Here is a 13,775-nt window from a genome sequence, read left to right on the forward strand (position 1 = left end):
CATGCGTGCGATCACGTTGGTTCCCGGCAAGGAGGGCACGCTCGGCGTGACGGAGGTTCCGGAGCCACGACCGCGGGCGGGAGAGCTGCTCGTCCAGGGCCTGGCACTCGGCATATGCGGGACGGACAGGGAACTGAACTCCGGCGAGTACGGCTGGCCACGCGAGGAGCCCATGATCCTCGGCCACGAGTCGCTCGGCCGGGTGCTCCAGATCCCGGAAGGCTCCGCCTACTCCCCCGGCGACCTCGTGGTCGGCGTGGTCCGCCGGCCGGACCCCGAGCCGTGCCCCGCCTGCGCCATGGGCGAGTTCGACATGTGCCGCAACGGCGAGTACACCGAGCGCGGCATCAAGGAGCTGGACGGCTACGGCAGCGAGCGCTGGACCGTGGAGGCGGGCTACGCGGTCAGGATCGACCCGGCGCTCGGCACCCTCGGCGTGCTCGTCGAGCCCACGTCCGTGGTGGCCAAGGCGTGGGAGCACATCGAGCGCATCGGCGCGCGGGCCTGGTTCGAGCCGCAGACCGTGCTCGTCACCGGGGCCGGCCCGATCGGACTGCTGGCGGCGCTGCTCGGCGTCCAGCGAGGGCTGGACGTGCACGTCCTGGACCGCGCCACCGAAGGGGTCAAGTCCGCCCTCGTGGCCGACCTGGGCGCCACCTACCATTCGGGCGCCGCCCTGGAGAGCATCGGTTTCAAGCCGGACATCATCATCGAGGCCACCGGCGCCGGACCGCTCGTGATGGAGGCCATGCTCAACACCGCGGCCGCCGGCATCGTCTGCCTCACCGGCGTCTCCAGCGGCGGGCGGACCCTCAGCGTCGACGCGGGGCAGGTCAACCGGGACATCGTGCTGGAGAACGACGTGGTCTTCGGCAGCGTGAACGCCAACCTGCGGCACTACCGCGCCGCCGCGAAGGCCCTGACCGAGGCGGACCACCGCTGGCTGGAGCGCCTCATCACCCGGCGGCTGCCGCTGGACCGGGCCCTTGAGGCCTTCGAGCCCAGCGATGACGTCAAGGTGATCATCGAACTGGAGGGCTGACCCGCGTGCGCGGGTCCGTCACCCCTTCGGTTCGTACGGCCTGCGCCTGGCCGGGGTGCGGCCCGTGCCTACCGGGACACGGGTCTTCGTGGCGACGGAGCCGGACTCGCGCGTCGCCGACGCGGGCTTCGGCGACCCCGACCTGGCGCGCGGGACGGGAGGGCTGACGCGCGGGCCCATCGGCGGGGGCGCCTCGGCGGTCTTGCCGGGCGGCGGATCGGATGGCGCGTTCCAAGGCCAGCGGAAGCGGCGGTGATGGCCGCGACCACGGCCGGCGAGGCGGAGCGAGACCACGACGGTGGTGACGACCATGACGGCCAGCAGGGCCAGCGGTGTGCCCAGGACGTCGAGCGGCGAGCTCTGCGGCCGGTCGGCGCGCTCACCGAGCGGGAACGGCTGCTCGGTGGAGCGGATCTCGCCCAGGGTGGCGTTGGCCTTGACCACGCGCGGCAGGCCGTAACCTACGACCTTGTCGGTTTCGCGGGTCTTGCGCTTGAGCCAGACGCGGTCCACGTTGGCCTCGATCGTGTGGATCTTCTTGCCCTCGACGCGCTCCACGATCCCGACGTGGTCGACGCCCTTGTAGCTCTTGCCGCCCTTCCAGTCGAAGAAGACCAGGGCTCCAGGCTCGGGCTGCTGCGTCCAGGCGTCCTGCTTGATGAACCAGACCGCGTGGGAAGGGGTCCAGGCGAACTGGCCTACGTAGTCGGCGATGCCCGCCTTGTCGGCGGCCCAGGCGATGAACATGTCACACCAGGGGGCGTCCCGATACTGCGGATCCTGGACGCGGTCGGCGTACCAATGACCGAACTTGGTGTGCTCGCCGCTCTTCTCCCGGTAGCCGAGTTCCTTGCGGACCGTACCTAATAACTCTTCAGCGATCGGGTCCAGCTCGACTCCCCCCAGAATGTGGCAGATCACGATGGACTGTAATAGCGGCATCGCGAACGTGCGCGGGACACCCGGAAAGTGTCTAGCTATGAGTCGAAATATCGGCCTTGGGGCTGTTGTGACTGGTGGGGGCGCTGGTGAATCAGCAGCCGGCGCCCACCCTGAAGATCTGCGCGTCGCCCGCTCCGGACGCGACCACGTCGGCCACGATGACCGTCACGTTGTCCGGTGAGCCGCCCTCGTTGGCCAGGTCGATGAGCCTCTGGACGGCCACCGCCGGGTCTGCCACCGTGGTCAGCACCTCGTGCAGGGTCTCGGGCCCCAGCACGGTCGTGAGCCCGTCCGAGCAGAGGAGGTAGCGATCATCCGGCTCGGCCTCGCGCAGCGCCATGTCAGGCTCCGCCCTGCCCTCACTGCCCAGCACCCGCAGCACCATGGAGCGGCGCGGGTGCACGGCGGCTTGGTCTTCCGTGATGCGCCCTTCGTCCACCATCGACTGCACAAGTGTGTGATCCTTGGTCATCTGATAGAGCGCGCCGTCGCGAAGCAGGTATCCGCGGGAGTCACCAAGATGAGCCAGGGCGAACCGGTAACCGTCCCACAGCATGGCGGTCACCGTGGTCCCCATCCCCCTGCGCGCGGGGTCGATGTCGGCCAGCTCGACCAGCCTGCGCGCGGCCTCGTGGACGGCGCCTTCGAGCGCTGCCTCAAGGTCGGTGCCCGTCTCGGGAAGCGTGGCGTCCAGCTCGCGCATGACCGCGATGGCCGCCGAGCTCGCCAGCTCGCCGGCCGCATGTCCACCCATCCCGTCAGCCACCACGAGCAACCGGCCGCTCGCGTAGCCGGAATCCTCGTTCTGCTCCCTGCGGCGGCCCACATCTGATCCGGCGGCATAGCGGATGTTGTGCTTCATACCTAGCAGTAAATCATTGGTTGAAAGACTTCACAAGCAGATGCGCTGAAGACTCGGTTGAACTAGTCTGGGCTTCATGAGCCACGACCCGACCCTGAACGCCGGGGACATCGCCCGGCTCGCCGGTGTCGGGCGTGCCGCGGTGAGCAACTGGCGTCGCCGCCACGAGGACTTCCCGCCCCCTGTCGGCGGCACCGCCAATCAGCCGCTCTTCTCGCTGCCACAGGTCGAGGCATGGCTGCGACGCTATGGGAAGTCCTACCAGCTATCCCTGGGAGATCGGGCATGGCAACGCCTGAAAGCCACGGGCGATTTGCGCCTTGGCGAGGTCGTTGCCCAGGCAGGGGCGCTGCTGACCACCGGTGCGAGCGAGCTGGAGCCCGAAGTGGCGGCGCTCGTGTCGGAGCTCGCGGAGCGGCACGGGCCGCTGACGGCCTACGAGTTCCTCGTCGAGCGCTATCTCGAAGCCCACTCCAGGCAGCTCTCCGTCACCCGCGACGACGTCGCGGAGCTGATGGTGCGGCTTGTCGGCGTCGGATCCGCCTCCAGAGGCTGTGGTGACGGCGTCGACCCCGGCGGCGAGGGCGAAGGGCGCGCCACGGTCCTCGACCCCGCCTGCGGCGTGGGGACGCTGCTGCTCGAGGCCGGGGCCGCGCGGGTACTCGGTCAGGAGCTCGGCGACGGCTCCGCCGCGATCGCCGACGCGCGGCTGCGCCTGCGCGGCGTCGAGGCGACGATCGTGGCGGGCGACGCGATGCGCCATGACGGGTTCGCCGGGCAGAAGGCCGACGCCGTGGTCTGCGACCCGCCGTTCAACGAGCGGGCCTGGGGTTACGAGGAGCTCGTCGGCGACCCCCGCTGGGAGTACGGCCTGCCCCCGCGCGGGGAGCCCGAGCTGGCCTGGGTCCAGCACTGCCTGACCCACGTCAAGCCGGGCGGGCCGGTGGCGATCCTGATGCCGCCCGCCGCGGCCAGCCGCAAGGCGGGCAGGCGCATCCGCGCCAACCTGCTCCGAGCCGGCGCCCTGCGGGCGGTGATCTCGCTGCCGGGCTCCGACCTGTGGCTGCTGCGCCGTCCGGCCGCCGGCGAGCGCCCGCCGTCCGACGTGCTGATCCTCGACGCCGCCGCCGACCAGTCGGCCGTCGAGCCGGCCTGGCAGGCCTACCTGGAGGACGGCTCCGGGCAGGCCGTCCGGATCATCGACCTGCTGGCCGACGAGGTCGACATGACCCCGGCCCGCCACCAGCGCCGCGACGACCTGGGCCGGGCGTTCACCGAGACCCGAGACCGGTTCCTGGCCGCCGCCGCCACGCCGCCCGACCTCAAGGTGCTCGACCAGCCTCTCGACCAGCCGGTCACCACGGTCGGCGACCTGATCAAGGAGGGCCTGGTGACGGTGTCCCAGGCGCCGCCCAGGATGGCCGCCGGCGACGGCGACGTCCCCGTGCTCACCGCCGACGACGTGGCCCACGGCACGCCGCCTTCCGGCCGCACCGGCACTCGGCAGGGTCTGGTGACGATCCAGCCGGGCGACGTGGTGGCCTCCTACTCCAGCGTCCGGGTGATGGCCGACGCCGGCAGCGTGCTCGGGCCGCACCTGACGCTCTACCGGGTGGACGCGCGCAGGCTCGACGCCGACTTCCTCGCGGGATTCCTGAGGGCGGCCGGCAGCCGCGCCTCCACCGGCTCCAGCAGGTTCGACGTGCGGCGCACCCGCCTGCCGAGACTTTCACTCAAGGAACAGCACGCCTACGGCGAGGCGTTCAGGCAGCTCGCCGTGCTCGAGGACGCGCTGCGCGAGACCTCGGCGCTGGGCCAGACGCTGATCCGGCTCGGGCTCGACGGGCTGACCGACGGCCACCTGCACCCGCAGTCCTGACGGTGTAGCTTTTCCCGGAAGGGTGTGGGGAGGGGGGTTATGGTCATCGGAGACCGGTATGAGCTCGAAGCCCTCCCCCTCGGCCAGGGCGGCATGGGAGCCGTCTACGCCGGCCACGACCGCCACCTCGACCGCAGGGTCGCGGTCAAGCTCCTCAGGCTGCCCAGCGGCCCCGACCAGGAGCTGGAGCGCAGGTTCATCCGTGAGGCGCGCATCCTGGCCAGGCTCGAGCACCCCGGCGCGCCCGTGCTCTACGACTTCGGCACCCACGAGCAGCGGCTCTATCAGGTGATGCAGTTCATCGAGGGCGTCACGGTGGCCGACGTGGTGAGCGAGCACGGGCCGCTCCCGGTGCCGTGGGCGGCCGCGATCGCCGCGCAGGCCTGCGCGGTGCTGTCGGCGGCGCACGCGCTGTCCATCTGCCACCGGGATCTGAAGCCGACCAATCTCATGCTGTGCCCCGACGGCAGCGTCAAGGTGCTCGACTTCGGGCTCGCCATGCTGCGGGACGCCGAGGTGACGACGTTCACCCGGATCGGGCAGATCCTGGGGACCCCCGCGTACATGGCGCCCGAGCAGATCCAGCACGGGATCGCCGAGCCTCGCAGCGACCTTTACGCGCTCGGGTGCGTGCTGCACGAGATGCTGACCGGGAGGCAGCTCTTCACCGGGCCCACGGACTATGTGGTGTTCGAGAAGCAGGTGAAGGAGCGGCCACCGGCCATACCCGGGCTTCCCGCCGGGGTGGGCGCCCTGCTCGGGCAACTGCTGGAGAAGAACCCGGGGGATCGGCCGGCGGACGCGGACGAGCTCTATCGGCGGCTGGAGCCGTTCGCGGTGTCGCTGCCGATGCTGCCGGGCTTCCTGACGCATGCGCCCAGTCCGGGCCGGATGTACGCGCGCATGGTGGGCCGGGTGCTCAGCTAGAGGCGCGTTCGCGTCGCCTCCCAGTTGGTGCGCCGCGACGTTGGTGCGCCGCGACAAGAGCTGCATCGGGTCCTGCCGCTCACGTCAGCTCCGACTCCAGCAGGCCCATCATGAGCAGGTCGTGCCGCTTGCCCCGGGCACGGAAGGCCTCTCTGCGCCTTCCCTCCACGACGAAGCCGACCTTCTCGTAGACGCGGACGGCCGCCGCGTTGGCAGCGACCACCCAGAGGGTGACCCGGTGCAGGCCCATCTCCTCGAAGGCGTAGCGGCAGATCACCCGTAGCGCGTCGGTCGCATGACCGCCGCCCCAGTGGTCACGATCGCCGATGGCGATGCTCTGCAGGGTGGCCTCTCCCTGGATGAGGTCGGTGTCGCCCAGGGAGACGTATCCGATGAACCTGCCGCCCTCGATCGTCTCGATGCCGAGCACCATCTGCTCGAAGGTGTTGCGGGGCCGGTCGGCGCCCTTCTCCATGTTCTGCGCGAGGGAGATCGGGGGTGCGGCGTCCATCCACCGGCCCACCTCGGGATCGTGGTACCAGCGCCACAGGGGCTCGCTGTCAGCCGGCTCCAGGGCTCGCAGGCGTACGCGCTCTCCGGTCAACATGGCATTCTCCTTCGGGCAGGCGGCGACGGCCGGTCGAACTCAACGGTGAAACCGTACGGACGACGTACGACATTCCGTCGATACCGCTTCCAGGAGCAGAAGGCGATCGACGAGGACCAGCCGGCCGCCTGATCGCGCGGATGGCGGCCCGAGGAGACGGCCTACGCCGGCGGCTCCGCCCAGGCGAACTCCGGGCGGATGCCGCGCTTGACGAGCTTCTGGCCGACGATCTTCAGCTCGAACATCGCCACCTGGGCCAGTTCGGTGACACCCCCGGTTGACCGCAAGCGGATTCGCTACGGCGGTCCGCGGCCAGGCTGACAGTCGAGCCATGTAGCAGACCAGCTGGCGGCGTTGCGCTGCCGCCCCACCGCTCTCCCATCCGCTCCCACCTGCGCGGATGTCGCCCGGCCCGCGAGCTCCCCGCTGTGCCTGTGCCGTGCTCGGTACGTCATGCGTACGGTCGCGTCCCTCGGCCGCGACCGTACGCATGATCGGTCATGCTGTTACTTGCTGGGAGCGCCGTTGACCACCGGTAGGGAGATCGAGGTGCCGGTCAGGTCGATGGTGACCTGGGCTCCGGTGCCGGGTTCTGCCTTGTTCTCGCTGCCATGGCCGTCCGCGGCGACGTTGAAGTCGTCGTTGGTTCCGGTCAGGACCAGGCCGAGGCGGTGTCCGGCCTTGAACTCGTAGTCCTGCGGCAGCATTTTCCAGGTGATCTGGTACGGCTTGCCCGGCGTCAGCGGAGTCTGGCGGCTGAGCGACTGGTGGTTCTGGGCGTCCAGGATGCCGCGGGTGACCACGTTGAAGCCGGTGGTCGCCGTGTTGTCGCCGGCTTTGAGGTAGCAGCCGTCGTCATCGACCGTGCTTGGGCCGACGCAGTCTTCGCCGCCGATGAACTTGAAGCCATAGGCGCGATCTGCGCCGAGTTCACGGACGTTGATGCGGGTGTCGGTGCCGTAATCGACGAGCAGGACACCTAGGTTGGCGGTCGGCTTGTCCAGCTTCAGGCGCAGGCTCACCGACGGCGTCCCGGACAGCCTGAGCGCGTTCTCCAGCGGCGGGGTCAGGAAGGCCAACCGGTTCGGGTTGGTGGTGGCGGGGTTGTCGGCCATCGCGATCTCGGTCTGGGCGGTGTCGAGATAGCTGCCGGTGCCAGCCGAGGGCGTGCGCCCCAGGGAGCCGTCCCGCTGCGGCCGCAGGGTCGTCGTCCGCGCCGCGGGTGCCGGCCAGTCGGCCTGGCTGATCCACCGGTCCGGGCCGTGCTGCACGTCGACGCGGGGCTGGCGCATAATATCGTTGGCCACGCCCATCAGTTCGTGATCGAACCACTTGTTCAGGGTGGTGAGCCACACCTCGCGGCGGGTCCAGAACGGGTCGAGGTGCGCGTACTGCGTCACCCACGCCTTGCGCTGCACGGTGCGGGGCAGCTTGGCCCACCACTCGGCAAACTGGCTGCCCACCACGTTGCGGTCCTGCATCCCATAAACGCCGAAGACGCTGGCGCGCACGTTGCGCGCCTTGGAGATCGGTCCGGTCCGGTAGTTGCGCTCGTGCCAGTAGGCGTTGTAGTTGCCGGTGGCGTCGTCGGAGCCCTCGCGAAGGCGCTGGTGCACCGCCGCGCATTTCTCATCCGGATCGGCGTCGAGCCGCTTGGCCATGAATTCCTGCGTGCCCTTGGAGAAAGTGAGGGCGCCGTTGATCCGCGACGTCTCATACCCGCTGGTGTAGGACGCGATCGGCACGATCGTCTCCAGCCCCTGCACGCCGGTGCCGGCCACGCCGATGCCGAGCGCTCCCTCGTAGGAGTGGCCGATCATCCCGGTACGCCCGGTGGTCCAGGAGGCCTTGACCGGGTCACCCTTGTCGTCAATGGCGCTCGCCCGGCCGTTCAGCCAGTCGATGACCGCCTTGCCGCCGAGCACGTCGGGGGCGCCGTAGGTGGTCGGGCAGCCCTCAGACAACCTGGTGCCGATCATGTCGACGGACAGGAACGCATACCCACGCGGCACGAAGTAGTTGTCGTAGAACATCGGGAACTTCGTCGCATTCCCGTTCGCGTCATACTTCTTCTTTTCCACCTCGAAACCGGCACCCGGTTCGTCGAAAGCCGGGCTTTCGTGCATGATCACCGGGACCTTGAGTCCGGAACCGCTCTCTTTCGGCCGGATGATGTCCACCCGGATCAGGTCCTTCTTGCCGTCGCCGTCACTGTCGACCGGCGACTGCACCCGGACGTGCTCACGGATGGCGTCCTGGTAGGAGAAGACGGGCTGCGTCACCCCGCCGGAGACTTTGATCTCCGGCTTGTCCGCCGCGGAGGCGGCGGGAGCATCGGCGATCACGAGCGGGATCGCGAGGGTGACTGCGGCGAGGAGCCCTCGCCGTGGGCGGTTGGACATGTGCCCTCCTTTGGGGTTGGTCATTGCGATGGGTGGCACCAGAAGCGTTTGCGCTTGTCAGCGCGGCGTGTGCTGGCCAGATCAGCGGGATTTGCGGCGGCTGGCAGAGCACGCCGCGGCGGCGGCGAGTGCGCCGACGGGCAGCGGCATGCTCGTCGTGTGCGAGCGAGTGTGGCCCTGGTGCAGCGCGAGCGCTGTGAGCAGTCGGTGCAGTGCCTGGTGGAGAACGTGTCGTGCTGCGGGTTTCGGCCTGACGGTGCCGGCGTCGAAGGCCGGAGCCTGGTCGTGGTCTTTCTGCCGGAGCGATCTCGACGAGGCAGGATGGGCTGTCAGTTGTCGATTGCCTGGTAGAGGGTGGTCCAGAAGTCGTGGATGGCCCGCGCCGAGTCCGGGGTGGACATGCCGGTCTGGGTGAGCAGGATGCCGACGAGGCCGTTCTTGGGGTCGGCGTAGGTGGTGGTGCCGGCTCCGCCGTCCCAGCCGAACTGGCCGATGGGCGCGTAGTCGCCGCGGTAGGTGCGTACCGCCATCCCGAAGCCCCAGCCGCCGTGCTGTCCGAGGCCGTACCCGGTGTGGAGGACGTTGCGGGCATGGACCTCTCGGGCGGCTTGCTGCTCGGGCGTGAGGCGGTTGGTGGTCATCAGTTCGACGGCGGCCCGGGACAGGATGCGTCGGCCGTCGTGCGTGCCGCCGTTGAGGAGCATGCGGAAGTAGGCGTGGTAGTCGTCGGCGGTGGAGTCGAGTCCGCCGCCGCTGGACGGGAACGCCGGGGGCCGGCTGTGGTGTCCGCCTTCGGCCGGGTCTTCGACGTTGAACTCTCCGGTCTGCCAGTCGGGGGCGTACAGCGGCGGGAACCGGTGGATCTTGTCGACGGGCACGTGGAAGGCGGTGTCGGTCATGCCCAGCGGCTCGAAGATGCGCTCGCGCAGAAACGTCTCGAAGGGCTGTCCGGTGACCCGGGCGACCAGCACGCCGAGCACGTCGTCGCTGAGGTTGTACATCCACCGCTCGCCGGGCTGGTTGGCCAGCGGGAGCGTGGCCAGGCGGCGCATCCACTCATCCGGCTCGTGCGCCGGCAGCAGCCATCCGTCCTCCTGGCCGTAGACTCCCCGCTCGAAGAGCGCCCCCATGATCGGGGCGGTCTTCGCCGTCAGGTCGATGCCGAGTCCGCAGGTGGAGGTCAGCAGGTCCCGTACGGTGATCGGCCGCCGCGCGGGCACGGTGTCGTCCAGCGGGCCGTCGGGCCGCGTCAGCACCTGCCGGTCGGCCAGCTCCGGCAGCCACCGATCCACCGGGTCGTCCAGCCGCACCCGGCACTCATCCAGCAAGACCATCGTCGCCGACACCGCGACCGGCTTGGACGTGGAAGCCATCCGGAAGATGGTGTCGCGGCTCATGGGTGCGCCACCGTCATGGCGCATCGTCCCGATCGTCTCGACGTGCGTCTGCTCGCCTCGGCTGACCAGGGCGACCAGTCCGGGAATCTTCCCGGACTCGACATGCCGCGTCAGCACCTCGCGCAGCCTGCGCAGTCCCGCGTCGGTGAAGCCGTTGTTGCCAGTTCCCATGATGGATCTCCTTACAGACAGTGTTCGATACTCAAAGTGTTGGATCTTGCGAACCCCGTCCCGGCGTGGCGCTCACGGGCATGGGCGACCTACGAGGGTCGAGGGTGGGTTCGGTGTGGCCTCGGTTCGCAGCCCTGCAGGGGGCGGTCGGTGAACCGTGAATGGCCTTCGAGGAAAGCGGTGCTCGGTTTCGGCTGCGCGGTGCTGGGGTGTTGTCAGCCTGTCTTGGCTACTTTCCGGAGCCTTCGCCGGCGGCGCGCTCGATGGCCTCGGTCAGCTGCTTACGCGCACGGGCGGGGACGTATCCGCCGTCGGAGTAGTTGTGGACGAACGCCTCGGCGAACTTCACCGGGTCCGGCCCGACGACCTCGCGGATCGGCGTGCCGTTCGCCGCGGCCTGCTCGAACAGGGCGGCGAGGTCTTCGAACCTGGACGCGTCGCTGTCGGCGTCGGTCGGCACGAAGTGCATCATGTGCCGCTGAGTCGCTTCGACCGCTGCCCGGTAGTTCGGCGGAAGCTGTCGTACGCGTGCCTGGTACTGCCGCCACCGCCGCTTGGGGCCGACCATCGTCGCGATGAAACCGCCAAATTTTGTGTCAGACATGATGATCCGTCTCCTTGGTGGAGCTGTTCGAGCCGTTGCGTGGGGAAGCTCCAGTCCGCCACCAGCCGTTCGTTCATGCATCACTAAACTGCTACGACGGTACATTGCATTCACAAATGAGTCAACTTGCACTGCGAGCTAACTAGCCTGCTAAACGCGACTCTATGGCGAGCATTGCAATGAACGTGACACTGATTGCAATAAATGATCAGAGCTTTTGTTGCAATGGACTGCGAGTGATTGCATACTGTGCGGCGGGAGTGCGGGCGCCGAGGCGCGCACGCCGGCAGATGGGAGACGAGCACCGATGCCCGGAGACAGACTCACCGATGAGGATCGCCGGCACATCGCTACGGGACTGGCCGAGGGGCTCGGATACACCGAGATCGGCCGGCGTCTCGGGCGGCCCGGCTCGACCATCATGCGAGAGGTCACCCGCAACGGCGGACCCGACGACTACCGGGCGCAGCGGGCACAGGAGGCCACCCAGCAGCGCGCACGCCGGCACCGGCAGGCCAAGCCCCCCGCGCCGCCGCTCGGCGACAGCAGCCACGGACGCGACCCCCAGGCGGTCCAAGACATCACGCAATCCTTCGCCACCCTCCTGGAGCAGCAGGGGATGCCCCGGATGGCGGCCAGGGTGCTGGCCTGCCTGCATGTCACCGACTCCGGCAACCTCACCGCCGCCGACCTGGTCCAGCGGCTTCGCGTCAGCCCCGCGTCGATCTCACAGACCATCGCCCTCCTGGAGCAGCAGGGACTCCTCAAGCGGGAACGAGAACCAGGGGGACGCCGCGAACGCTATGTCATCGACGACGAACTCTGGGTCCGCTCCACCCTCGCCGCCCTGCAGATGAACGAGACCCTGGCCGCCACCTCGCAGCGCGCTGCGGAGGTCCTCGGGGCAGCAACCCCGGCCGGCGCCCGCTTCGGCACCTCCGCCGAGTTCCTGCTCCTGGTGAACGCGAGCCTCGGACAGGTCATGCAGCAGTGGCAGCAGGACCAGGCCGACCGCCAACCCGGGCACCCGTCATGATCTCTCGCGGCTCATGGCGAGGGCCAGGGAACTGGGCGTCATGTCGGCGCCTCCTGGAAACCTCGTAACCGGTGTGTCTCATGGCCTCGGCTGACCAGGGCGGCAAGCCCGGGAATCGTCCCGGACTCGACCCGCCCTGCCAGCACCTCTCGCAGCCTGCGCAGCCCCGTTTCGGAGAAGCCGCTGTTGCTCTTTCCCATCATGAATCCCCTGACCTGCAATGTTCGATCTTGCGATACCCGATCCGGCCTGACACCCATGGCCTCGTTCCCGGCCCTCACGATCGTAGACATGTCTCTTGGACGCTGTGTCCTTGGGACGCTGTGTACGGTAGCCGCAGACGGTGTAGGATCGCAAGAGCCAAGTCAGGGAGAGTGATGATGGACCCGACACGCACCGTTGAGCTGCTGTGGGGACTGCGCGAGCCGTGGGCCGGGGGCGGCCCAAAGCCGACACTGAGCATCGAGCAGATCGCGCGCACCGCCGTGGCCATCGCCGATACCGAGGGATTCGACGCGGTCACCATGCAGCGCGTCGCCGGCGAGCTCGACTACACCAAGATGGCGCTCTACCGGTACGTCGCCAGCAAGAATGAACTGATTGCCGCCATGATCGAAGCGGCCGTCGGCGACCCACCGGACCTGACCCGGATAACCGGTGGTTGGCGGAGCAGGCTCGAGGAATGGGCCAACCGGATGTGGGCGGCCTGGGAGGCCCACCCATGGCTACCAGACGTCACCGTCGGCAACCGGATCATGGGACCCAACGAAGTCGGCTGGGTCGAGGCCGCCCTCAGCGCACTCACCGACACGGGACTGAACGGCGATGAACAGATGGACGCCGTACGCCTGGTCAGCAGCCACACCCGCAACACCCGGTCGGCCGACACCGCGGGAACCCTCCCGTGGACCGCCGACGGACAGCTTCCCGACAGCATCGGCGAACAACTGCACGAACACCGCAAACGCTATCCGTCAGTGACAGCCGCGGTCGCGACCGCCAACCCCACCACGCACAACACCCGCACGTTCGGCCTGCACCGCATCCTCGACGGCCTCGAACAGCTCATCTCCACCAGATCGCACGAGGGCTGGTGACCGTCTCGATGCTCACCCGCACCCGCCTGCCCGAGGGCGTCGGACGGCGCTCTGGGCGGCGCCGCCGGGCGGCCTTGTCCTTCTTGGGATTGCGCGGGCTGCCATGATCTCGACGATAGAGATCGCCCCAGCAAAAGCAACCATCAGATCTGGGCGTCGAGGCCTCCCGCGCCGGGCGGTCGCGGTGGCGCTCCGGCCTCGGCCCGAAGCCCTCTGCCAGCGGTGATCATGCAGCCTGAAGGGCTGGCACAATTCAGCACGTACTCGGCCAAGTCGATCACTCGGCCTGGCCGCTGGCGATATCCGGGGCGCCTTCACCACACTGGCGAGGTGGAGGCGCCCTGGCGTGTCTGAAGGGATCACATGCCCGTCAACTTCCTCACCGACGAACAACGCAGCCGATGGGGAGCCTTCAACGGCGTCCCCGACCCGGCCCAGCTGGGCGCCTTCTTCCACCTGGACGCCGTAGATCGGCGCGAGGCGATGGCCGCCAACGGCGCTCGCAACCAAATCGGCTACGCCCTTCAACTGGGAACGGTGCGCTTTCTCGGCACCTTCCTTTCCGGTCCGACCGACGCGCCGGCCGTGGTCGTCGACTACGTCGCCGAGCAGCTCGGCCGGCCAGTAGCCGCCCCGGGCCGTACACCGCTTCACCTCGGCGTGGTGGGCTGCGCCGCGGGCAGCACGAGCATCCGGCTCTACCGGTCACCTCAAGGTTCGCCGCCTGACCGTGCCTTTATACGGCTGCGAGACGGGCGGCAGGAGACGCCGTCCCACGCCCTACCTCAAGACTCAGCGCTCGGCCCCGG

The 13,775-nt window shown here is 69.0% G+C and carries 13 protein-coding genes; 6 read left to right on the forward strand and 7 right to left on the reverse strand.

The genetic code is table 11. The features are described 5' to 3' along the window. Position 1: 1 nt before the first annotated feature. Positions 2–1,042 carry a glucose 1-dehydrogenase gene (locus V5E28_RS19945; RefSeq protein ID WP_336208448.1) on the forward strand — a complete coding sequence of 347 codons (1,041 nt, stop codon included), beginning with the start codon at positions 2–4 and terminating at the stop codon, positions 1,040–1,042. An 18-nt stretch (positions 1,043–1,060) separates the two neighbouring features. Here the strand turns inward: V5E28_RS19945 and V5E28_RS19950 are convergent, their stop codons facing one another. Together V5E28_RS19950 and V5E28_RS19955 are read right to left on the reverse strand one after the other, a co-directional pair. Beyond that, entirely contained in the window at positions 1,061–1,963 is a 903-nt protein-coding gene (locus V5E28_RS19950) for a CHAP domain-containing protein (protein WP_336208449.1), read from the reverse strand. A 112-nt stretch (positions 1,964–2,075) separates the two neighbouring features. Beyond that, a complete protein-coding gene (locus V5E28_RS19955) occupies positions 2,076–2,846 on the reverse strand; it encodes a PP2C family protein-serine/threonine phosphatase (protein ID WP_336208450.1) in 771 nt (256 codons plus the stop codon). Positions 2,847–2,922: 76 nt separating this feature from the next. Between V5E28_RS19955 and V5E28_RS19960 the strand changes: the two genes are divergently transcribed. Beyond that, positions 2,923–4,725, forward strand: coding sequence for an N-6 DNA methylase (locus V5E28_RS19960; protein WP_336208451.1), 1,803 nt, complete (start codon positions 2,923–2,925; stop codon positions 4,723–4,725). A 39-nt stretch (positions 4,726–4,764) separates the two neighbouring features. After that, positions 4,765–5,652: a serine/threonine-protein kinase gene (locus V5E28_RS19965; RefSeq protein ID WP_336208452.1), complete on the forward strand. Its 888-nt coding sequence runs from the start codon at positions 4,765–4,767 to the stop codon at positions 5,650–5,652. A 79-nt stretch (positions 5,653–5,731) separates the two neighbouring features. Here V5E28_RS19965 and V5E28_RS19970 read toward each other — a convergent pair whose 3' ends face one another. The 5 genes from V5E28_RS19970 to V5E28_RS19990 all read right to left on the reverse strand — a co-directional run bounded on the left by V5E28_RS19970 (position 5,732) and on the right by V5E28_RS19990 (position 10,833). After that, entirely contained in the window at positions 5,732–6,259 is a 528-nt protein-coding gene (locus V5E28_RS19970) for a GNAT family N-acetyltransferase (RefSeq protein ID WP_336208453.1), read from the reverse strand. Between the two features lie 161 nt (positions 6,260–6,420). Beyond that, positions 6,421–6,546, reverse strand: a complete 126-nt coding sequence (locus V5E28_RS19975; protein ID WP_336208454.1) for a hypothetical protein — start codon at positions 6,544–6,546, stop codon at positions 6,421–6,423. Between the two features lie 219 nt (positions 6,547–6,765). Then, a complete protein-coding gene (locus V5E28_RS19980) occupies positions 6,766–8,490 on the reverse strand; it encodes a CocE/NonD family hydrolase (RefSeq protein WP_336208455.1) in 1,725 nt (574 codons plus the stop codon). A gap of 500 nt (positions 8,491–8,990) precedes the next feature. Beyond that, positions 8,991–10,229, reverse strand: a complete 1,239-nt coding sequence (locus V5E28_RS19985; protein WP_336208456.1) for a serine hydrolase domain-containing protein — start codon at positions 10,227–10,229, stop codon at positions 8,991–8,993. A 229-nt stretch (positions 10,230–10,458) separates the two neighbouring features. Beyond that, a complete protein-coding gene (locus V5E28_RS19990) occupies positions 10,459–10,833 on the reverse strand; it encodes a DUF1048 domain-containing protein (RefSeq protein ID WP_336208457.1) in 375 nt (124 codons plus the stop codon). A 307-nt stretch (positions 10,834–11,140) separates the two neighbouring features. On the opposite strand from V5E28_RS19990, the gene V5E28_RS19995 reads away from it, so the two are divergent. The 3 genes from V5E28_RS19995 to V5E28_RS20005 all read left to right on the forward strand — a co-directional run. Next, positions 11,141–11,869: a GbsR/MarR family transcriptional regulator gene (locus tag V5E28_RS19995; protein ID WP_336208458.1), complete on the forward strand. Its 729-nt coding sequence runs from the start codon at positions 11,141–11,143 to the stop codon at positions 11,867–11,869. Between the two features lie 380 nt (positions 11,870–12,249). After that, on the forward strand, positions 12,250–12,966 hold the full coding sequence (locus tag V5E28_RS20000; RefSeq protein ID WP_336208459.1) for a TetR/AcrR family transcriptional regulator: 717 nt from the start codon (positions 12,250–12,252) through the stop codon (positions 12,964–12,966). Between the two features lie 363 nt (positions 12,967–13,329). Beyond that, the coding region (locus V5E28_RS20005) for a DUF4158 domain-containing protein (protein WP_336208460.1) at positions 13,330–13,775 on the forward strand (446 nt) is incomplete at its 3' end.

This window comes from Nonomuraea sp. LPB2021202275-12-8 (assembly GCF_037044575.1).
Taxonomy (GTDB): Bacteria; Actinomycetota; Actinomycetes; order Streptosporangiales; family Streptosporangiaceae; genus Nonomuraea.

Excerpts from the sequence above, each read along its gene's own strand:
- V5E28_RS19945 (WP_336208448.1), top strand. The coding sequence starts at position 2 with ATGCGTGCGATCACGTTGGTTCCCGGCAAGGAGGGCACGCTCGGCGTG.
- V5E28_RS19955 (WP_336208450.1), bottom strand. The coding sequence starts at position 2,846 with ATGAAGCACAACATCCGCTATGCCGCCGGATCAGATGTGGGCCGCCGC.
- V5E28_RS19960 (WP_336208451.1), top strand. The coding sequence starts at position 2,923 with ATGAGCCACGACCCGACCCTGAACGCCGGGGACATCGCCCGGCTCGCC.
- V5E28_RS19965 (WP_336208452.1), top strand. The coding sequence starts at position 4,765 with ATGGTCATCGGAGACCGGTATGAGCTCGAAGCCCTCCCCCTCGGCCAG.
- V5E28_RS19970 (WP_336208453.1), bottom strand. The coding sequence starts at position 6,259 with ATGTTGACCGGAGAGCGCGTACGCCTGCGAGCCCTGGAGCCGGCTGAC.
- V5E28_RS19985 (WP_336208456.1), bottom strand. The coding sequence starts at position 10,229 with ATGGGAACTGGCAACAACGGCTTCACCGACGCGGGACTGCGCAGGCTG.
- V5E28_RS19990 (WP_336208457.1), bottom strand. The coding sequence starts at position 10,833 with ATGTCTGACACAAAATTTGGCGGTTTCATCGCGACGATGGTCGGCCCC.
- V5E28_RS19995 (WP_336208458.1), top strand. The coding sequence starts at position 11,141 with ATGCCCGGAGACAGACTCACCGATGAGGATCGCCGGCACATCGCTACG.
- V5E28_RS20000 (WP_336208459.1), top strand. The coding sequence starts at position 12,250 with ATGGACCCGACACGCACCGTTGAGCTGCTGTGGGGACTGCGCGAGCCG.